Below are 21,221 nucleotides of genomic sequence, written 5' to 3'. Positions count from 1 at the left end.
ATGTCATCCGGTAGTGACTTTCTATATTCTATTCGTCTTCGAATTCATCTAGGAAATCCGGATCTAAATCTTCGAACTCCTCATCATCGAAATCAGAGCCCCAGTCATCCTCACAGCGGCCATCTGGATTTACAGCGACACAAATTTTTGTTTCGCCGACGACTTCTACAAAGAATTCTCTTTCCACATGAACAATGATTTTTTGTCCACACGGGGAGATGCAAGCTTCTAAACAATTTGGCTGTTGGACAGCTTGTGCAACGATTTCGTGGTCATCATGACAATCCGGATCACGGTATTTCAGCGAAATCACGTCGGTATATTGTACTTTTTCAGTAACAACTTCCGTCTTTGAATTATGGTTATAGGAATACCAAACGTTGATTTCGTAGCTGCCGTGAATTTCTACCTTTTTGCCGACTTTCTTTGCATCGTATTTATGGTTGATGATCCAACAACCTAGAATGCTAGAAGGATGATGAGCCGGGCAAATGGTGTGAGAGGACTTAGTGAATTTCCGTCCCTTTGCCACCACCGCTTTAGTAATTATCTCTCTATATTGTGACATGCTAGCGAACCCTCCTCATACAGTTTCCATTCATCCTATGCGTGGTAAAAGTCTAGTGTGCGTAGAATTTTATAGTTTGAAAACTGCTGTATTGTTTTAAACCTAGGTTATTTTATGCGCATGTTTTGGGATATGTGTCACGAATGGGCACTGTATAAGGATTTACGAGTATAAAAAAGCCCTCCTGAAATCAGAAGGGTTTTAAAAAAGTTTATGAACAGCTTCCGCCGCCGGCCTGTACCTGCGAACCTGTTTCACCGCGAAGGATGTCTCCTTCGGTTGATTCAATAATTAAATCCGTAACCTTATTTGAAACTTGTGAGGAGACCATTTGTAATAGATCATTTACATCAACTTGGGATTGTTTGAATTCTTGGACAATCGGAAGTTCGTCTAATTGTTTTTCAAGTGCATCAATTTTGGCCTGAACTTGGCCGTACGCTTTCTCTTTTCCATAATTTTGGAAGTTAACAGCCTGCTTTTGCAGGCTTTTGATGCTGGCGATCATTTCACGGATTTTTTGGTTTTCGTTGATGTGAGCTTCCGCCCGTTTAAAGAAATCGACTTCCTCCGTGCTGGCAATCATTTCAGCCAACTCGGCCGCTTTTGTTAATATATCGTCTTTTGTATACTTCGTCATTTTACTCCACCTCAATTGCTGTAGCTTCTTCAACCATATCCCCATTTAATGACCATGTTTTCGTTCCAGTGATTTTCACCTTTACGATTTGGCCAATCGCAGATTTCGGTCCTTTGAAGTTCACAAGCTTATTTTTCGTTGTATAACCTGCTAACACATCCGGATTCTTCTTGCTTTCACCTTCTACAAGGACTTCAACAATCTGTCCATCATACTCTTTCATTTTTAACGCACACGTTTCATTAACAAGCGCATTCAAGCGTTGCAGGCGTTCTTTTTTCACTTCCATCGGTACATTATCCTGCATTTTCGCGGCTGGTGTTCCCTCACGTGGTGAATAAATGAAGGTATAAGCAGCGTCGAAACCAACTTCTCGGTATAAAGACATTGTTTCTTCAAAATGCTCTTCCGTTTCATTCGGATAGCCGACAATGATGTCTGTTGTTAAAGATGCAGTTGGGATCGCTTCTTTAATTTTTCTAACTAGCTCTAAATATTGTTCGCGCGTATATTTACGAGCCATAATCTTAAGCGTTTCAGTACTTCCTGATTGAACAGGAAGATGGATGTGGTCTACTAGATTACCACCTTTAGCTAGGACTTCAATCAAATGATCATCAAAGTCACGTGGATGACTAGTTGTAAAACGAATACGAGGAATATCAATCTTGCGGATTTCATCCATCAAATCACCGAGACGGTATTTAATATCCGTAAAATCTTTACCATATGCATTCACATTTTGGCCAAGCAAAGTTATTTCTTTGTATCCTTGTGCCGCTAAATGACGGACTTCCTGAATGATATCTTCCGGACGGCGGCTTCTTTCTTTTCCCCTCGTGAAAGGTACGATGCAGTAAGTACAAAATTTATCGCAGCCATACATGATATTGACCCATGCTTTCGTTTTGCCTTTACGCACTTTCGGAAGGTTCTCTATTACATCGCCTTCTTTAGACCAAACCTCAATGACCATTTCCTTAGAAAGATATGCTTCATTTAGGATTTGGGGTAGACGATGAATGTTGTGAGTTCCGAAAATCATATCAACAAAATGATGTTTCTCAAGGATTCTTTTTACAACTGATTCTTCTTGAGACATACAGCCACAAACACCAAGCAATAAATCAGGTCGTTCCAATTTCAATGATTTTAAATGGCCTAGTTCCCCGAATACTTTATTCTCTGCATTTTCCCGAATCGCACAAGTGTTAAGTAAAATGACGTTAGCATCATCCACAGTGTTTGTCGGTTGATAGCCTAGGGCCGTTAAGATACCAGCCATGACTTCTGTGTCATGTTCATTCATTTGACAACCGAATGTACGAATATAGAACTTTTTGCCTTCTCCCATTCCACGGAAATCTTCTGGAATCGCAAAATCATCATGATATTCGACTTCTTCTTTACCTCGTTTTTTAGCATCTTTTAAGGACGGCGGAATATAAACGGCCTGAAAGTACTTACTGTAGTCCTTGTCGGATTTTTTGTCCGCTGGATTTTCAGCCTGTACTCGTTGTGATTCTAATCGTTGTTTCTCGTTCATGTTAATCTCCTTTCAAAATAGTTAGTTTATTTGCTTCCCCAACTATTTCAAGACCTGTCTTGTTCTAATGATTTTTATACGTATTTTTCTTTTAAAATTACCAGTAAATATTAGCTATTAAGTGTGATATATCCACATTAACATAGTATAAAGCTTTTACCAGCAAGAAACAATCATTCTGTCGTGCCAACTTCATTTGTAAGAAAAATTTCACAAATTCGGTAAAGATAAGTATTAAAAAAGCTCAATTCACCACATTTCATGTGACGAACTAAGCTTCTTCTTATTACTTAATTAAATAATTCCTAGTTCCTTTCCGGGTTTTTCAATAGCCGACAATGCAATGGATAGTTCATCTTTTTTATGCTCGGCCGTCACTAGTGTTCGAAATGTTCCAGCTTTTTTTAAAGCATCACTTTCTCCTTTTAAATATCATAACCTTTCATTTCTCTTCTTTTCAATTGGCTAAGGTATTAAGAGAACCTTACCGCACTGTCCCTTGATCATCAGTTCAAATCCCTTTTCAAAGTCACTTAGTGAAAAACGATGCGTAATCATCGGTTTGACATCAACTTTTCCACTTCCTAGCAGGCTTGAAACCTGCTGCCAGGTTGAGAACATTTTTCTTCCTGTTATCCCTTGGACAGTAAGACCCTTAAACACAATATCCTCCGTTATATTAAGCGTGACCGATTGAGCTGGCAAACTCAAAATTGATATTCTTCCGCCATTTGTAGCCATTTTAAACCCTTGATCGATGGCTGTAGGATTACCGCTCATTTCACAGATCACATCCACCCCATCCTTATCTGTGAGTCTGGCCGTGATTTCCAGAGGATTTTGCTTGATTGAATGAATTGTGTGCGAAGCCCCCATCTTTTTTGCCAGCTGAAGTCGATAATCATTAACATCAAGAGCGATAACTTTATCTGCACCGGCCGCCTTTGCTACAGCCACAGCCATAAGCCCAATCGGCCCGCAGCCGATGATAGCCACCGTTTTTCCAAGCACTTCACCAGCAAGCACAGAATGGACGGCATTTCCCATCGGTTCTTGGATCGTAGCTATATCAAGTGGCATGTCAACCGGATTTTTCCAAAGGTTCTTAGCTGGCAAAGCTACATATTCAGCAAAGCATCCCTGTGTATCGAGACCAATAATGTTTGTATTTTTACAAATGTGTGACTGTCCCGTTAAACATTGCCGGCATGTACCGCACACGATATGGGTTTCGGCGGAAACGTAATCACCGACTGAAACATTACTCACATTCCCCCCTACCTCAATCACTTCTCCGGCAAATTCATGCCCAAATACATATGGTGGATTCACTCTTCCCTGCGACCATTTATCCCACGTAAAAATGTGAAGGTCCGTCCCGCAGATCGAAGCCATTTTAATTCGAATTAAGACCTCATCTTCACGAATATCCGGAATATCGACAGCTTGCAATTGTGCCCCATATCCTCGGTGATGTTTGACAACTGCTTTCATTTTCCCTTTCAACATATACATTCCCCCTGAAATAGGGCTACATTTCCTGAATATATTAAATGTATGAAAAACAGACTGAAAAAATACCAGTATTCCTAATGTACGTGCCATTTTCCCTTTACCTTTAATGACTAAACATAATGTTAGGGCTATCGTACATTTTCACTAACAAGGTCATATTCCCATAGCATCCTGTCCGCTCTTGAATAAGATATCTCGTACAACAAAAATAATTTAAGGAGTGACTTATATGTCATGTTCTGATAATCATAATCGTGACCACCATCACCATGAAAGGAACGAAGACGATTTCTGTCGTCGAGTGAGACGCTGTGATAGACGCGATCGTGACCGTGACCGCGATTGTGACCGCGATCGCGATCGCGACTGTGATCGTCACCGCGAGCATCATCATCATCATCATCATGAACGTTGTTGTTGTAGAAGAAGGAATCGTTGTTGCTTCGGTTTCGGAGGCGGTTTCTGTGGCGGTTTCGGTCGCGGTTTCGGTGGCGGATGCGGTGGCGGATGCGGTTTTTAACCGTAACTTCGGCGGATGCCATAACGATTGTTAAGCTAAGCCAGTAGTATGTGTTCTTACATTAGGCATTGCTACTGGAACGCTTAATTTCCCACAAAAAAGGTTCACCCCATCCATTGGGGTGAACCTTTTCTTTTACATAAATTCTGCAACAAGCTTATCAAAATGAGCTTGATCTAGAGTTAGATCAGATTTATTTAATGCTTCTTCTGCATAACCTGGAACTAATTCCTGATAAGAAGGGCGTGAAGAATCTTGATAGATGATCCCTGTCACAAGACTGTCATGCTTCATTAATGTTTGCATGGCCTGTTCTTTATTTGAAGAATCATAACCTTCAATCGTGCTTAGTTTTGTTAAGTTTTGTTTGAACCAATCGTACGTATTAATCTTGTTATATGTTACGCATGGAGAGAAAACATTGATAAAGGAGAACCCTTTATGATTAATCCCTGCTTCAATGATCGCTGTCAAGTCTTTTAAGTCAGTCGAAAAGCTTTGTGCAACAAATGTAGCACCAGCCGATAACGCTAATTCCATTGGTGAAACAGCCTGCTCGATTGATCCTTCAGGAGTGGATTTTGTCTTAAATCCAGCAGCTGATCGCGGAGAAGTCTGGCCTTTTGTCAAACCATAAATTTGGTTATCCATTACAATATACGTAATATCAATATTACGACGGATTGCATGAATAGTATGTCCCATCCCGATTGCAAAACCGTCTCCGTCTCCGCCTGAAGCTATAACGGTCAATTCACGGTTGGCCATTTTCACTCCTTGGGCAATCGGCAGCGAGCGGCCATGAATTCCGTGGAAGCCATATGACTTGATGTAACCTGAAATACGGCCTGAACAGCCGATACCAGAAACAACAGCCAAGTTTTCCGGCTCCAATCCTACATTGGCTGCCGCACGCTGCATGGCAGCCTGAACGGAGAAATCTCCGCAGCCAGGACACCAGTTAGGTTTAACATCATTACGAAACTCTTTAAACGTTGCCATATTCGAACATCTCCTTGCATTGTGTGTGAATTTCATGCGGGAGGAATGGGTTGCCATCATATTTTAGGATGCTTTTAATTTTATTAACATGTCCGACATTCATCTTGATAATATTAGCCAATTGTCCAGTCGCATTATTTTCAATTACTACTACTTCCTTAGCCGATTGTACTAAAGATAGAACTTCATCGGTTGGGAACGGATGAATCAAACGAATTTGCGCATGATTCACTTTTACTCCATCCGTTTCTAGTCTACCAATAGCTTCATCAATCGTACCACGGGTAGAGTTAAAACCAAGAATTAATAAATCCGCTTCTTCATGCGGTGTGTTTTTGTATACTGGTGTATGGAAAGTGTTAGCTAAATTATTCAGCTTACGCATCCGTTTATCCATCTGCACTTTACGATTCACAGCCGTCTCAGAAGGTCTACCTGTTTCATCATGTTCAACACCAGTAACATGGTGAATTCCATTTTTCATACCAGGAACAACACGAGGTGAAACGCCGTCTTCCGTTACTTTATAACGTTTGAAATATGATTTGTTTTCTGGTTCTTCAATTTCAAAATCTATCAATTTCCCGCGTCTGATCTCCACTTTGCTGTAATCAAGCGGCTGAACCGTTTGTTTACCTAGCGATAGCTGTAAGTCGGATAAAATGATAACCGGACATTGATATTCTTCCGCGAGATTGAACGCTTCTGCCGTATCATAAAATGCTTCTTCAACAGTACTTGGAGCCATGACGATTTTGGGGATTTCACCGTGTGTACCATAAATCATGGCCATTAAATCAGATTGCTCTTGTTTCGTAGGAAGTCCAGTAGAAGGACCGCCACGTTGTGTATCAACAATAACAATAGGCGTCTCGGTAATACCCGCTAAGCCAATTGCCTCCATTTTTAAAGAAAGTCCTGGACCAGCAGAAGCTGTGATAGCACGAACACCACCGTAGTTTGCACCGATTGCCATTGTGGCTGCTGCGATTTCATCTTCTGTCTGAATGACAGTACCACCTAGTTGCGGAAGTTTTTTGATTAGATATTCCATAATTTCAGAGGCCGGAGTAATTGGGTATGCTGCCATGAAGCGACATCCACCTGCCACAGCTCCTAGAGCGATAGCATCATTTCCGATCATGAATAAACGCTTCTGTCCGTCTGCTTTATCTAGCTCCATTGCGCCAAGCTTTTCTCCAAGCAGTACTTCCATGGCTTTGTAGCCTGCAGTAATGGCATCCATATTCTTTTTAACGATTTCTTCACCTTTACGACCGAAGATTTCATCAACAACATCGTTGAATACGGAAATTTCCATACCCAGTACGGCACATGTTGCACCGATAGCCACCATGTTTTTCATTAATGACGTGCCTAATTCTGCAGCGATTTCCGTAAATGGAACAATATATAATTCTGCCTTTGTATCTTCTGGGCAGACAGGTTTGAATTTTGCATCCGCGATTATGATGCCACCTTCATGTAATTCTTTATAATTGACGTCAATTGTTTCTTGGTCAAAAGCAACTAAGATGTCTAAATCATCAGAGATAGCACGAGTTTCGGTAGTACTTACACGAATTTTATTATTCGTGTGTCCTCCCTTAATTCGGGATGAGAAATGACGGTAGCCATACAAGTAATAACCTAAGCGATTGAGGGCAATACAGAATATTTCTCCTGTACTTTCAATACCTTCACCTTGTTGTCCGCCAACTTTCCATGAAAGTTGATTGATCATGTCTTACACTCCTTTAGAACGTTCGTATATAAATGCATTTAACCGCACCTCTCGCCAGAACATTAGACTATGTATATAAATCGTTCTATTTAGGAAAGGTGTACTAAACGCTTTCAATTCTATCGGTTAAATCATTAAATTGCAACCTTTTTGCTCCCATTTTTTATATTTTCAGAATATTTATTCATATCTATATAGTCAGATTTAATTTCATCACCTTTTAACGTGGAAAATTCCGAGAGAAATTCTCAAAAAGAAGTCCTTTTACAAACTCAGAAGAATAAAGCCTATTCAGCTCATTGATTAAGTTATAATAATCATTAAATGATGTTAAATTGTCTACCATATGTTCTATTCCATCGAAGTCAGACCCAAACCCAATTTGTTTTTCCCCGCCCAAACTGCATATATGGTCAATATGGTTCAAGATATCTTTTATAGAAGCCGAATGACCACTGGATAGAAATTGTGGAACAAAAGTTACCCCTATCACACCATTTTTTTGTAAAAGGGCTTTTATCTGGCTATCTTTTAAATTCCGCGGATGCGAACATAGATTATTCGCATTCGAATGGGATGCAATTGGAAAATCCGCTCTTTTTAAGGTGTCCCAAAAACCAGCTTCAGATAAATGGGATAAATCACACCAAATCGATTGCTCATTTAAAAGGGTCACAACCTCTGTTCCAAATCGTGTCAACCCACTTCCTCTTGTTTCTAATGCCCCATCAGCCACAAGATTGGCATAATTCCATGTTAGTCCTACTGAAGAAACACCCAGTTGGAGAAGCGTTTTTAGCTTTAATAAATCATTTCCAATACAATCGCAGCCTTCCAATGTAAGCATAGCACCGATTTCTTTTTCCTTTAGATTATCGATGTCCGTCTTGCTCCGTATAAATTTCATTTCCGGCTCTGATAAAATCTTTTCATGAAAAATATCAACCATCGCTAAGGCTGCCTGAAATCTCATATCTGGGTGTACTTTTTCTGGAATATAAATTGCAAAACATTGGACTTTTCCCCCTGCATCCAATAATCCCCGCTTTGTTATATGTAACTTATCACTGTCCAAAAAAGAAATATCTGGATCTATAAACATCTTCATTAACACATCACAATGCGCATCAAAAATCGCCAAAATAATCCTCCTCTCTTGTTTAACTTTTATAGCTAATATGTTCTTCTATTAAAAATTGGATAAGGTTTTTCGTCATTTGGATTTTAGTACAAAAAAGAGCCTGCTCGCCATCCGACAAACAGGGCATCCACATATGAAATCATCTTGGTTCAATGATTAGTTTAATCGCCGTTCTCTCTTCGCCATCAATAAGTATATCTGTAAAGGCAGGAATACAAATCAAGTCGACTCCACTAGGTGCGACAAACCCTCTTGCGATTGCTACTGCCTTGACGGCTTGATTTAACGCACCTGCACCGATTGCTTGAATTTCGGCTGCTCCTCTTTCTCTGAGCACTCCCGCTAGTGCGCCTGCTACAGAATTAGGATTAGATTTTGCTGAAACCTTTAATATTTCCATTCCTAGTCCTCCTTGTTTTCCCTGCCGATTATAACTTGGCTCAATAGTTATAACACTTTCCACTGCTACTATATTCAGTAAGTAAAACTTGTATGACAAAGAAAACAGGGATTGTCCATCAATCGATATTATTAATTAAAAAAATGGACAATCAGTCATTTGACTGGCTGTCCATTCAAGTCATGTGTAAAGCGGATGATCTTCATTAATTAGTATTCGGTCTATTTTTTTAGCCATGCCCGTCTTATCATCAATATCTAAGAGCACAGCACTTAATAGTGTACGCCCTTCTTTAGGCACTTCGAAACGAACAGGAAGGCTGGTCAAGAAGCGATGGATGACTGCCCCTCTCTCCATACCGAGAATGCCATCATATGGGCCTGTCATACCTACATCTGTTATATAAGCGGTCCCTTCGGGTAAAACCCGGTTATCGGCTGTCTGGACATGTGTGTGTGTACCTACAACAGCTGTCACTTTTCCATCTAAGAACCAACCCATCGCCTGCTTTTCACTTGTAGCCTCGCCATGAAAGTCGACAAAGATGATTGGTGTCCTTTTTTGAGCTTTCAATACTAGTTCTTCAGCTTTTTTAAACGGACAATCCAAATCAGGCATGAATGTCCTTGCTTGCAAATTGATGACCGCAATTTCCTGCTGGTTCAATTTTATGAATTTTATTCCTTCTCCGGGAGTTCCCTCTGGAAAGTTTGCTGGACGGACGAGATATTTCGCTTCATCAATAAAATTGAAAATATCGCGATTATCCCATGTATGATTCCCCATCGTTACCGCCTGCGCTCCCCACTCTAGAAAACTACGGTAAATCTTTTCCGTAATTCCACGGCCACCTGCAGCATTTTCCCCATTAATAACCGTGATATGCGGTTTATACTTTTCTTTTAATTTTGGAAGGTATTCTTGGACCATATCACGGCCAGGAGACCCTACAACATCTCCAATAAATAGCAATTTCATAGTAAAACCCTTTCTAAATCCACATGTCTAATGATAAAAATATTCAATGTCTGTATTTTAACATACTATAAGGTAATAATAATTTTGAAAAAAACACCCTATAATTGCAAAATGAAAACGAAGTGGTTTGCACCACTTCGTTTTTATTCCAAATTATTATTTGGCGTATTCCACTGCTCTTGTTTCACGGATAACCGTTACTTTTATATGACCTGGGTAATCGAGCTCTTCTTCAATCCTTTTCCGGATATCACGTGCGAGTCGATGGGCCGATAGATCATCTATTTGCTCTGGTTTCACTAGAATCCGCACTTCACGTCCGGCTTGAATCGCAAATGATTTTTCCACTCCATCATAGGATTCGGAAATTTCTTCAAGTTTTTCAAGTCTTCTAATGTAATTTTCCAGTGTTTCACTTCTTGCACCTGGTCTTGCAGCTGATAACGCATCAGCGGCTGCCACAAGCACTGAAATAATAGAAGTTGGTTCTGTATCACCATGATGTGAAGCGATGCTATTGATGACAGTTGGATGCTCTTTATACTTGGTTGCCAATTCCACGCCGATTTCAACATGACTGCCTTCCACTTCATGATCAATTGCTTTCCCTATATCATGCAATAAACCTGCACGGCGGGCAAGAACTTCATCCTCACCAAGTTCAGCAGCCAGTAATCCTGAAAGCTGGGCCACTTCAATTGAATGCTTCAGCACGTTTTGACCGTAGCTGGTACGGAATTTCAAACGGCCTAGTATTTTGATGAGATCTGGATGGAGCCCGTGAACACCAACTTCAAATGTTGTTTGTTCACCAATTTCACGAATATGTTCATCTACCTCACGTCTTGCTTTGTCAACCATTTCTTCAATACGAGCCGGGTGAATCCGACCGTCCTGAACTAGTTTTTCAAGAGCCAAGCGTGCCGTTTCCCGTCTAATTGGATCGAATCCAGATAAAATGACAGCTTCAGGAGTATCATCAATAATAAGGTCAATACCTGTTAGCGTTTCTAATGTCCGGATATTTCGGCCTTCACGTCCGATAATCCGTCCTTTCATTTCATCGTTTGGAAGATTTACTACAGAAACGGTGGTTTCTGCGACATGATCAGCCGCACAACGCTGAATGGCAAGAGATAGAACTTCTTTTGCTTTTTTATCAGCTTCTTCTTTGGCACGGGTATCACTTTCTTTAATCATAAGCGCTACATCGTGAGCAAGCTCGTTTTCCATTCGGTCTATAATGATTGCTTTAGCTTCTTCACGAGTTAAGCCGGAAACACGTTCAAGCTCTGTTTGCTGCTTACGAACCATCTCGTCCACTTTGCTTTCCATCTCTTCAATATGCTGTTGTCTTTGGTTTAGAGAATCCTCTTTTTTCTCCATAAGGCTTTCACGTTTGTCTAACGTTTCATCCTTCCGGTCAAGATTCTCTTCTCTTTGCAATAACCGATTTTCTTGTTTTTGTAATTCGCTTCTTCTTTCACGAGATTCTCGATCAGAATCAGAGCGAACTTTATGAATTTCATCTTTTGCTTCCAACAAGGCTTCTTTCTTAAGAGCGTCCGCTTCACGTTTTGCATCCTCAAGGATTTGTTCTGCAGAGCCCTTTGCCCCTGCTATTTTACTCTCAAATTTTGATTTGTGAATAAAATAACCAACAACTGCACCGACGATTAGGCCAAGCAAAGTGAAGATGATTGTCATGGGTTCCATCGTTTCACCTCCCCTTGCTATGAACTTTTTACATAAAATGTTGAACTGTCGGCAAGTACATTGCACATAAATTCAATATACAGCACTTAATTTTCAAAATTTTAGTTTGAAAAATTGTAAAATATACATATTAATTGTATAGTTGAGAATTTTTATTGTCAAGCGTTTGTCCCTTATGTATCAATGATTATTCAAGTTTTATTAATAATAATCGCTATTATGTACAACATTATTATGGAAAAAGACTGTAAACCCGTTTTCACGACCGTTTAATTCGCTGAAAATTTTGTACTTTTTCATTTTACTTGACTTCACAAAATATAGAAAAGACCTAAGCAAACAAGCTTAGGTCTTTTCCTATCATTAATCAAGTAATTCAAAATGTTCCTCTTCTGTCTCTTCTGGTAGTTCATGCTCTCCATCAAGGTTATAATGATCCCTGATTTTCTGTGAAATTTCCAGAGCAATATCCTGATTTTCTTTCAAGAACATTTTAGCATTTTCCCGTCCTTGTCCGACACGCTCTTCATTGTATGAATACCAAGATCCGCTTTTAAGGACAATATCAAGATCTGCACCCATATCAATGATTTCACCTTCCTGAGAAATCCCTTGACCATACATAATGTCTACTTCTGCTTGACGGAATGGGGGAGCTACCTTATTTTTCACGATTTTTATTTTGGTTTTATTACCGACAATTTCATTACCTTGTTTCAATTGTTCAGCACGACGTACTTCAAGGCGAACAGTTGAATAGAACTTCAATGCACGGCCTCCTGGAGTCGTTTCTGGATTCCCAAACATAACCCCGATTTTTTCACGGATTTGGTTAATGAAAATAGCAATGGTATTTGATTTATTAATGGCACCAGACAGCTTTCTAAGCGCCTGTGACATCATCCGGGCTTGAAGACCCATATGGGAATCTCCCATTTCGCCTTCAATTTCAGCTTTTGGAACTAGAGCCGCTACGGAGTCGATAACAATGATATCTACCGCGCCGCTTCGTACTAACGCCTCAGCAATCTCAAGGGCTTGTTCACCCGTATCAGGCTGAGAAAGAAGTAACTCATCAATATTCACACCAAGTTTTTCTGAATATGCTGGATCTAATGCATGCTCAGCATCAATGAATGCAGCCGTGCCTCCAGTCTTTTGTACTTCTGCAATTGCATGCAATGCAACAGTCGTTTTACCTGAGCTTTCAGGTCCGTATATCTCAATGACCCGGCCTCTTGGGTATCCGCCTACTCCCAATGCTACGTCCAATGCTAAAGAACCGCTTGAAATCGTTGAGATTCTTCGATCAGACTGTTCCCCAAGTTTCATAATAGAACCTTTACCAAATTGTTTTTCAATTTGCTTTAACGCCATATCTAAAGCCGCTTGACGATCACTCACTCAATTTCCTCCTCTATATTCAAATAATCGGCTGTCCGATTAAAGATGTTCTTACGTAAGCAATTATTTGAGAACAAGGTTTTTATCTTGTCTCAAAACCTATCTTTACTATATACTCTTTTTACTATTTTGCCAAGCAAAAAGTCGAACATTCATTCGTTTTTTTCTATTGAAATATACTTTACAAAAAAGTATTTTGCCTGAAGAAAATTCCCATTTTGATTCAATAACGTTTTTGAAAAAGCATTTTTATAGAATTAACTGTTTTCTCTTTTCCCTTTTTTACATGAAAGAAACTTCTTAAATCAAACAAAAAACAGAGCCTTTAAACAGCTCTGCTTCGTCTTTTATAAGTCCCTTAATAAATAATGACAGCCGTACTTCACACTACGAACACGGTTTTGCGCCCTGCTTCCAGATAAATTCAACTCTTTAAAGTGAGTGTCTCCCTCACGGTAGGAAATACCAATGAAGACCGTACCTACCGGCTTGCCTTCTTGTTCATCAGGCCCTGCAACACCCGTAAAACTGATACCAACATCCGCATCGAACTTTTGCCGGGCATTATAAGCCATTTCCATTGCACACTCACCACTGACTACACCATTTTTCGAGATTGTCTCGTTACTGATGCCCAAAACATTCGACTTCGCATCATTTGTATAACTGACAATACCACCCTTGAACACTTTTCCGGCGCCTGGTATGGTTGTCAGTTGCTCTTGAAACATACCTCCAGTCAAGCTTTCCGCTGCCGCTATAGAAAGCTTTCGGACCGTTAATTCTTTAACTAGTTCTTTTATGAGCGAAGTATTATCACTTCCATAATAAAACTTGCCGACCCTGTTTAGAATTTCTTTTTCCGCTTCTAAAATAAGCTCCTCACATTTTTCTTTAGAAGAGTCTTTAGCGGTAATCCTTAACGTTACTTCCCCTTCAGCAGCCAGTGGAGCGATTGTCGGATTCGTTTGATTGACAAGAAGATCATCAATCACTGTTTCCAGTTCCGCTTCCCCTATCCCGTAAAACCGAAGAACCTTGGAGTCGATCCGTTCATGCTTTTCAAGTTTATTCATAATCGATTCATAACCATAGCTTAAAAACATTGGTTCCATTTCACTCGGAGGACCAGGAAGCAACATATACGTGATTCCGGATTTCGCCAAGATCATCCCCGGAGCCATGCCATGATCGTTTGCCAAAACCTCACTGCCTTCTAAGACGAGAGCCTGCTTTTTGTTATTCTCCGTCATCGTCCGACCGCGTTTTTCAAAGTAGGCTTCAATGGATTGAAGTGCTTCATCATTAAAAACTAGCTTTTTTCCTATATGGCGAGCGATTGTTTCCTTCGTTAAATCATCTTTAGTAGGACCAAGCCCACCGGTAAATACAATCAAGTTAGCCCGGGATTCTGCGATTTCTATGGCTTGTTGTAATCGTCGGTCATTATCTCCAACGACAGTATGGTAAAAAACATTGACACCCATTTCGGCAAACTGTTGTGATAAAAATCTTCCATTTGTGTTATTAATTTGTCCCAAAAGAAGTTCAGAGCCTACTGCAATGATTTCTGCATCCATATTTTCAAAACCACCCATTCGTTTACTTAGAATTAACAAATACCTCTTTGTTTTTTATAAAATAATCCAAACCAGACCATATTGTAAAGATTAATGCAATCCATAAAGTGATATTAGCAAACGGCAGTGAAATGAAGGCAAATGGAAGGTTATGCAGCAATAATGCTGAAATAGCTACAATTTGTGCCCATGTTTTGATTTTACCAAGCTGGTTCGCTGCAACTACTTCCCCTGTACCGGCTAATACCAATCGCAATCCAGTCACAGCAAATTCACGGCTAATGATAACGATAGCAATCCAAGACTGATCGTACATTAAATTTAGATCAACCAATACAATTAGTGCAGCCGAAACCAGAAGTTTATCAGCCAATGGATCTAAAAATTTCCCTAAATCAGTAATCATATTATATTTTCTGGCAAAATGGCCATCGATCCAATCCGTAGTAGAAGCGATAATAAAGAGGATAGCTCCAGCTAAGTGCGCAACTGGCAAGCTGTATTCTCCCCATGTGAGCGTGCCCCATGAAAAAGGTACGAGCATGATGATTAAAAAAACTGGTATTAAGCAGATTCTTGCTACTGTAATTTTATTAGGCAGATTCAAAACTTTTACCTCCAAAATTTACGCCTGCCCTTTGGGCAATGCGTTATAGATCTAAATGTAATGGCGTATGGCCATGTAATAATTATATGTATAATTTAACTCGAAATCCAATCTTATATGCCGGGTAAACCAATCCCCGCCTTAATATTAAATAGAGAAAAAATAGTCATCTATAAGATGACTATTCGGCTTTCGTAAATTGTATCGTAACCAATTGCGTATTCACTTCAGTCGGTGAAATGGAATACTCCAGCTTCTCATCATTCACAAAAATTTCAGTTTCATACGCTCTGCCTATATTGATGACAGCTTCTTTTTCATTGGTGAAATCAATTTCCTGGCTTTCATTATTGCTGATAGTGCCCTGGAATAGTAATTTACCTTCACCATTCTTGATGCCAACCCATGGTGAGCCTTTAGAAGTCACCTTTAATTTAAAGGTATCTGTATTTTTCAATTCATACGTACTATTTTTACCGCTAGTGCTGATAACGGCAAGTTCCTGCTGTGTCTTTTCATCTACAGCATCATCTTTCTTGTCAGATGTATCTTCCTTTTTTTCATCTTGCTTATTGTCTGCTTTCTCTTGTTCTTTATTATTAAACTCATCACTTTTATTGTATCCAACCGCTTCATTCTGTTTATCGCTCTTTTTATCGTCACTATCAGGCTTACTCATATTATTGACTAGCACCCAAATTAATATAGCAGCACCAATAACTAACACGGCAGCCAGGATTTTAGGTAACATTTCTACAACCTTAGAATCCCCAGCAGGAATCGTTTTCCGAGACTGGACCCTCGAAAGTTGTTCAGGTAGTTCCTCACTATAAACAGAAGGCACTTCACTCTTGTACTGTTCAAAAATCTCTTCTGAATCCAGCCCTACCGCTTCACAATATTGCTTAATGAATGCCCGTACATAAAACTTTCCAGGCATCATACTGTAATTTCCCTCTTCAATTCCAATGAGGTAACGCTTTTGAATCTTCGTTAATTCCTGTAAATCTTCTAAGCTAAGCCCTTTGGTTTCCCTAGCTTCCTTTAATCGATTACCTAACTCAGTCAAATAAAACACCTGCCATTTTAAAAGTCAAAGGAACCAAATTCCGACCCTGAAAACTGGTCTTTTTGGTCGACAACTTCATATGTTATTTCTTCATCTGGATTGTTTCGCAATTCAATAATATAATCAAAGTCTTCGAGAGTATACTCCGTATTTTGTACAAAAACGTCAGGATGTTCGATGACTTTGACAGCATCAAGCCTCATGATTTCGCGGATTAGCTGCCAATGACGCTCATTTGCACGGCGAGTTGAAACAATCCCATCTAAAATAAACAAATTATCATTGTTATATTCATCTTCAATAAGCTGACTGCGAATAGTCTGCTTTAAAAGGGTCGATGATACAAATAACCATCTTTTATTAGCACATACACTCGAGGCTACGATAGATTCGGTTTTTCCTACGCGGGGCATGCCTCGAATCCCGATTAACTTATGACCTTCTTGTTTAAATAACTCGGCCAAGAAATCAACAAGCAACCCTAGTTCATCACGGACAAACCTAAACGTGTTTTTTTCATCAGCATCACGCTGAATATAACGCCCATGCCTGACAGCAAGTCGATCACGCAATTTAGGTTCCCTTAGCTTAATGATCTTTATCGTATCCATCGTATGGAGGATTGATTCGAATCTTTCTATATTCCGGCTATCTTCTGCCATTAGAAGTAAACCTCGCCTACCTTCATCGACACCGTTAATAGTGATGATATTGATGGACAGCATACCAAGCAGGGATGAAATATCCCCTAATAAACCTGGACGGTTGACTTGAATTTCATATTCAAAATACCATTCTTTTTTCTCCACGATAACACTCCTTAAGCCTAGAAGCTTTTACCCAACATTCGAGCAAAACTTATCCATCGTAAATTTCAAGGTCTGTAACCATTAATTAATATTGTCTAGCTTCTATAATATAGTATTTCGTGTTAAGTTAAAAGGAAAAACCCTATAAAAGTGTTCATTTTTATATAAGAGGATAGATCAGGTCTTCAAGCCAAAGGCCCTGTTATTTAAATAACAGGGCCTTTGGCTTGAAGATTTACTTTTTACTTTGTTCCGTTGTTTCCTACTAGCTTGACCATAACACTTGCTATGGCATGTTTTTCTTCTTCGCTTGCGACCGACCAAAGGTCAGCAATTACTTTCTGTTGATCATTTTTAGGCTCAACTTGCTGTGAAAGGTAATCACCAATTTCGAAAGCTAAGTTGTTAACAGCACCTTCTGACAAACCTTGTTGTTCACCTTGATTTAATCTGTCGCCCAGAAAATTTTTCCATTGATCCCAATTGTCTAGTATAGACATGAATGGTCACCCTTTCCTTCAAAATAGTACATAGATATTTTGTGAAGGAAACGTAGGAAATATACATAGTATTTAAAAAAATCAGGTGTACCAGCCACCGTTTACTCCTAAGATTTGTCCGGTTATATAAGAGGCCTTGTCAGACAGTAAATAGAACACGGCCTCGGCTACTTCCTTCGAACTACCCATACGACCCATAGGAATATCGCCTTTTATGATTTCCAAGTCTTCGGCACTGAAAGACTCAAGCATAGAAGTGGAAATTGCCCCGGGAGCAACTGCATTGACCCGAATTCCATTAAGAGATACTTCTTTGCTTAACGCCTTAATAAAAGCATTTTGACTGCCCTTGACCATTGAATATAGCACTTCACAAGATGCACCCGTCTGTCCCCAAATGGATGTGACGGCCACGATGGCAGCTTGTTCTTGATACATTAATTTCGGAAGTAGTTCCTTTGTTAATTGGAAAGGACTCGTTACATGCAACTGAACCATTTCATTAACGATTTGCTCATCCATGTCGGATATGAGTCCATAATAGCTATTACCACTGTTAAGAACGATGGCATGAAGGGCAAAAATATTTTGCGCCAGTTTCTTGTATCCGTCCGTCGATGCTAAATCAGCTTGAATCGGAATTATTTCAACCTGATATTGTTTAAGCTCTTCAATCAACTTCAGAATCGCTTCCTCGTTGCTGTTGTAATGTAAATAAAGTGAATAATTCTCCTCGGCGAGCTTTAAAGCAATTTCCCTGCCGATTCCTCCACTGGCTCCCGTAATAAGGGCAAAACGCTTCCCCACATTTACGCCCCCTTTATATATTATTTTGGAAGTACCTGACAGACTGTCATCCGTTCATCGGATATAAAGTCCTTCGCAACCTTCAAGATATCTTCAATCGTAAGTTTTTCCAATACTGATACCACATCAAACAAGTTCATATCATTGAAAGCATATCGGGTGAATTGATTCGCAATATATTCCGGTGAATTTAGAGAACGAAGGAATGAACCGATTTTCTTCTTAATCGTCCTTTGCAAGCTTTCTTCACTTAAGCCGGTTCCAGATTTGGACTTTTGCAGAATTTCCAATAAAGACTCTGTTAGTTCTTCAGGTTTTGTACTATCCCCGCCAATTAATGCAAACCCAAAACCTTGTTCCTGCGTATAGTCATAAGAGAAGCTTTGATCAATCAAACCTTTCTCGTACATAGTTTCGTGCAGAGGTGAACTTTTGCCGAACAACATTTCTAAATAAATATTGGTCGCCAACTCCCTTTTCAATAGTTGTACACCGGATTGATAAACATCGGAAGCCTTGATTCCCACCATCACTTTCGGTGTCTGGACATTCATTTTTAGTATTTCCTTTTCTTTAGCAACAGTTTCCGGCTCCGCTTCAAATTTACGTTCCACTTCCGGCTGTTCCTGATATTCTTTATTATTTTGATTATCCCGGATCAACTTCATGGTACTTTCAACATCAACCGGCCCTACAACGAATAACAGCATGTTGCTTGGATGATAAAACGTATTATAACATTCGTAAAGCATGTCTTTCGTAATACCAGCAATAGATTCCACCGTACCGGCAATATCGATTTTCACAGGATGTTGATGGTACATGTTTGCAATCGTCCCGAAATATAATCGCCAATCTGAATTATCATCATACATATTAATTTCCTGCCCGATGATTCCTTTTTCCTTCTCTACCGTCTTTTCAGAAAAATAAGGGTCTTGCACAAAGTCGATTAACGTCGTTAAATTCCTTTCAAAGTCGGAAGTGCTTGAGAATAGATAAGCTGTCCGGGTAAACGACGTGAAGGCATTTGCAGATGCTCCCTGCTTTGAGAATTGCTGAAAAACATCACCATCTTCTTTTTCAAAAAGCTTATGTTCTAGAAAATGTGCAATTCCATCTGGCACCTTTGTGAATTCCTTTTGATTCAATGGTTTAAAATGGTTGTCGACTGAACCATACTTCGTCGTAAACGTCGCGAAGGATTTATTAAACTCTTTTTTTGGAAGAATATATACTTCAAGGCCATTCTCCAATTTTTCATGGAATAGCTCTTCTTTCAATTGACTAAATTCTATTTTCTCCATTATCCTTGCACCTCCGCTTCTGTTAGGAAATAGATCGTATCAAGCTGAATCTTTTGACCAACGGCGACGATTTCTTCCTTTGTCGTCTGCTCTGTTTTTGCAAACCATTCGTCGAGTGAGATATCATGACCCGAAACCACATTATGATATAAAATTTCGACCAGACCTCTCGAAACGTCAATGGTTTCAAGAAGCTGATTTTTAATAACAGCTTTTGTCTGTGCCAATTCTTCTTCAGAAAAATTCCCTTGCTTCATTTCATTCATTTGTTCATTAATAATATTTAGCGCTTGCTTATAATTGGCATTTTCAATACCTGCCATAACCATTAGAAGGCCTTTATGGCTTTCGAGCCTAGAGGCTGCGTAATAGGCAAGGCTAGCTCTCTCCCGGACATTGATGAAAAGCTTTGAATGTGAAAAGCCACCAAAAATCCCATTGAACAGCTGTAGTGCATAATAATCCGAATCACCATACACGACATGGCTTCGATAACCTATATTCAATTTTCCTTGTTTCACATCAGAATTCTCAATGATTTCTTTTTCCTTATCTACTTCTTTGCCTGTATTTCTCTGCAGCCTTGTCGGCACACGAGCTGGTAGGAGTGAGACATATTTGTCAGCTAAGGATTCAACCTCTGCTTCGTCGATATCTCCGATTACATATAAATCAATTTCATCCTCAGTTAATACTTTTTTATAATAGGTAAAAAGCGACTCAGGAGTAATTGTCTCCAAGTCTTGTAGATTCCCGCTTGCTTCTAAAGCATATGGTTCATTTTTGCACATTTCTTCAACAAGCCGTGTAGCAGAATACCGCATTTTATCATCGGAAATTGACTGAATCCGCTGTTTTAATGATCGAATTTCATTAGAAACAGTCTTGGGATCAAAGGCTTCACCATTTTTCTTCGGATGAAATATCACTTCGGATAACAACATAAAAGCCTTTTCGAGAAGCGGCGTCGGGTCACTTAAAAATTTTTCATTGACGATATCGATTGTAAAGCTTAGGATTTGATATTCTCCTTTTTTAGCGACATCGACATAAAACCCTGCTCCATAAAGATCATCAAGATAAGATCGAAGCTCGGGTGTTGTAGGATATTTACTTGTATTGCTTTGTAGCACATATGGCAGTAATGCGCGATATGTAACGTTTTCTTTTGTCAACGGTGCTTTCATTTTTAGCACGAGAGTATTCGTTTTATATTTATCCGTGCGGACCACATGAAGCCTGTAGCCGCTTTTTTCCGTAATTGTATCGGAAGCAATAGACATGAATAATCCTCCTCAATATATAATTCATCTTTATTAGCTTATTGTTTGTAGATAGGTAACCTTTTAAACATCTACTTAAAATATA

Annotated in this window: 20 protein-coding genes; 1 reads left to right on the top strand and 19 read right to left on the bottom strand. The window is 39.5% G+C overall.

Annotation, left to right across the window (positions count from 1 at the left end; genetic code table 11):
• Window positions 1-28: 28 nt before the first annotated feature.
• The 4 genes from ACQKMR_RS15210 to tdh all read right to left on the bottom strand — a co-directional run bounded on the left by ACQKMR_RS15210 (window position 29) and on the right by tdh (window position 4,263).
• Window positions 29-568: an outer spore coat protein CotE gene (locus ACQKMR_RS15210; RefSeq protein ID WP_056526911.1), complete on the bottom strand. Its 540-nt coding sequence runs from the start codon at window positions 566-568 to the stop codon at window positions 29-31.
• A 211-nt stretch (window positions 569-779) separates the two neighbouring features.
• A complete protein-coding gene (locus tag ACQKMR_RS15205) occupies window positions 780-1,208 on the bottom strand; it encodes a RicAFT regulatory complex protein RicA family protein (protein ID WP_427698041.1) in 429 nt (142 codons plus the stop codon).
• 1 nt (window position 1,209) lies between these two features.
• A complete protein-coding gene (miaB, locus tag ACQKMR_RS15200) occupies window positions 1,210-2,754 on the bottom strand; it encodes a tRNA (N6-isopentenyl adenosine(37)-C2)-methylthiotransferase MiaB (RefSeq protein ID WP_427698040.1) in 1,545 nt (514 codons plus the stop codon).
• A 465-nt stretch (window positions 2,755-3,219) separates the two neighbouring features.
• Entirely contained in the window at window positions 3,220-4,263 is a 1,044-nt protein-coding gene (tdh, locus tag ACQKMR_RS15195; RefSeq protein WP_427698039.1) for an L-threonine 3-dehydrogenase, read from the bottom strand.
• Between the two features lie 317 nt (window positions 4,264-4,580).
• On the opposite strand from tdh, the gene ACQKMR_RS15190 reads away from it, so the two are divergent.
• Window positions 4,581-4,823, top strand: coding sequence for a hypothetical protein (locus ACQKMR_RS15190; protein ID WP_427698038.1), 243 nt, complete (start codon window positions 4,581-4,583; stop codon window positions 4,821-4,823).
• Window positions 4,824-4,924: 101 nt separating this feature from the next.
• Here ACQKMR_RS15190 and ACQKMR_RS15185 read toward each other — a convergent pair whose 3' ends face one another.
• From ACQKMR_RS15185 to yfmF, 15 genes are all read right to left on the bottom strand, one after another.
• Window positions 4,925-5,791 (bottom strand): 2-oxoacid:ferredoxin oxidoreductase subunit beta, encoded by an 867-nt coding sequence (locus ACQKMR_RS15185; RefSeq protein ID WP_427698037.1) that lies wholly within the window; start codon window positions 5,789-5,791, stop codon window positions 4,925-4,927.
• The gene (locus ACQKMR_RS15180) at window positions 5,778-7,535 is read right to left on the bottom strand and encodes a 2-oxoacid:acceptor oxidoreductase subunit alpha (RefSeq protein ID WP_427698036.1); all 1,758 of its coding nucleotides are present in this window, start codon (window positions 7,533-7,535) and stop codon (window positions 5,778-5,780) included. The genes ACQKMR_RS15185 and ACQKMR_RS15180 overlap by 14 nt, the downstream gene beginning before the upstream one ends.
• Window positions 7,536-7,755: 220 nt before the next feature.
• The gene (locus ACQKMR_RS15175) at window positions 7,756-8,676 is read right to left on the bottom strand and encodes a dipeptidase (protein ID WP_427698035.1); all 921 of its coding nucleotides are present in this window, start codon (window positions 8,674-8,676) and stop codon (window positions 7,756-7,758) included.
• A gap of 139 nt (window positions 8,677-8,815) precedes the next feature.
• Window positions 8,816-9,076: a stage V sporulation protein SpoVS gene (spoVS, locus tag ACQKMR_RS15170; RefSeq protein ID WP_029281188.1), complete on the bottom strand. Its 261-nt coding sequence runs from the start codon at window positions 9,074-9,076 to the stop codon at window positions 8,816-8,818.
• A 180-nt stretch (window positions 9,077-9,256) separates the two neighbouring features.
• Window positions 9,257-10,054: a TIGR00282 family metallophosphoesterase gene (locus ACQKMR_RS15165; RefSeq protein WP_427698034.1), complete on the bottom strand. Its 798-nt coding sequence runs from the start codon at window positions 10,052-10,054 to the stop codon at window positions 9,257-9,259.
• Between the two features lie 156 nt (window positions 10,055-10,210).
• Window positions 10,211-11,770, bottom strand: coding sequence for a ribonuclease Y (gene rny / locus ACQKMR_RS15160; RefSeq protein ID WP_427698033.1), 1,560 nt, complete (start codon window positions 11,768-11,770; stop codon window positions 10,211-10,213).
• A 363-nt stretch (window positions 11,771-12,133) separates the two neighbouring features.
• Complete coding sequence (recA, locus tag ACQKMR_RS15155) at window positions 12,134-13,174, bottom strand: recombinase RecA (RefSeq protein WP_053345392.1); 1,041 nt, start codon at window positions 13,172-13,174, stop codon at window positions 12,134-12,136.
• Window positions 13,175-13,521: 347 nt separating this feature from the next.
• The gene (locus ACQKMR_RS15150; RefSeq protein ID WP_427698032.1) at window positions 13,522-14,754 is read right to left on the bottom strand and encodes a competence/damage-inducible protein A; all 1,233 of its coding nucleotides are present in this window, start codon (window positions 14,752-14,754) and stop codon (window positions 13,522-13,524) included.
• Between the two features lie 22 nt (window positions 14,755-14,776).
• Entirely contained in the window at window positions 14,777-15,361 is a 585-nt protein-coding gene (gene pgsA, locus ACQKMR_RS15145; RefSeq protein ID WP_427698031.1) for a CDP-diacylglycerol--glycerol-3-phosphate 3-phosphatidyltransferase, read from the bottom strand.
• Window positions 15,362-15,542: 181 nt separating this feature from the next.
• The gene (locus ACQKMR_RS15140; protein ID WP_427698030.1) at window positions 15,543-16,439 is read right to left on the bottom strand and encodes a RodZ domain-containing protein; all 897 of its coding nucleotides are present in this window, start codon (window positions 16,437-16,439) and stop codon (window positions 15,543-15,545) included.
• An 8-nt stretch (window positions 16,440-16,447) separates the two neighbouring features.
• Window positions 16,448-17,239: a DUF3388 domain-containing protein gene (locus ACQKMR_RS15135; RefSeq protein ID WP_427698029.1), complete on the bottom strand. Its 792-nt coding sequence runs from the start codon at window positions 17,237-17,239 to the stop codon at window positions 16,448-16,450.
• A gap of 242 nt (window positions 17,240-17,481) precedes the next feature.
• Window positions 17,482-17,739 (bottom strand): DUF3243 domain-containing protein, encoded by a 258-nt coding sequence (locus ACQKMR_RS15130; RefSeq protein WP_252430752.1) that lies wholly within the window; start codon window positions 17,737-17,739, stop codon window positions 17,482-17,484.
• A gap of 81 nt (window positions 17,740-17,820) precedes the next feature.
• A complete protein-coding gene (gene ymfI / locus ACQKMR_RS15125; protein WP_427698028.1) occupies window positions 17,821-18,546 on the bottom strand; it encodes an elongation factor P 5-aminopentanone reductase in 726 nt (241 codons plus the stop codon).
• A 20-nt stretch (window positions 18,547-18,566) separates the two neighbouring features.
• Window positions 18,567-19,853 (bottom strand): EF-P 5-aminopentanol modification-associated protein YfmH, encoded by a 1,287-nt coding sequence (gene yfmH / locus ACQKMR_RS15120; protein WP_427698027.1) that lies wholly within the window; start codon window positions 19,851-19,853, stop codon window positions 18,567-18,569.
• Window positions 19,853-21,136: an EF-P 5-aminopentanol modification-associated protein YfmF gene (gene yfmF / locus ACQKMR_RS15115; protein WP_427698026.1), complete on the bottom strand. Its 1,284-nt coding sequence runs from the start codon at window positions 21,134-21,136 to the stop codon at window positions 19,853-19,855. The genes yfmH and yfmF overlap by 1 nt, the downstream gene beginning before the upstream one ends.
• Window positions 21,137-21,221 lie beyond the last annotated feature (85 nt).

Origin of the sequence: Peribacillus sp. NPDC096540 (assembly GCF_050278525.1) — a bacterium.
Classification (GTDB): Bacteria; Bacillota; Bacilli; order Bacillales; family DSM-1321; genus Peribacillus.
Note: the sequence above shows the minus strand (reverse complement) of the source record. Positions and strands in the feature narration are given on the sequence as shown.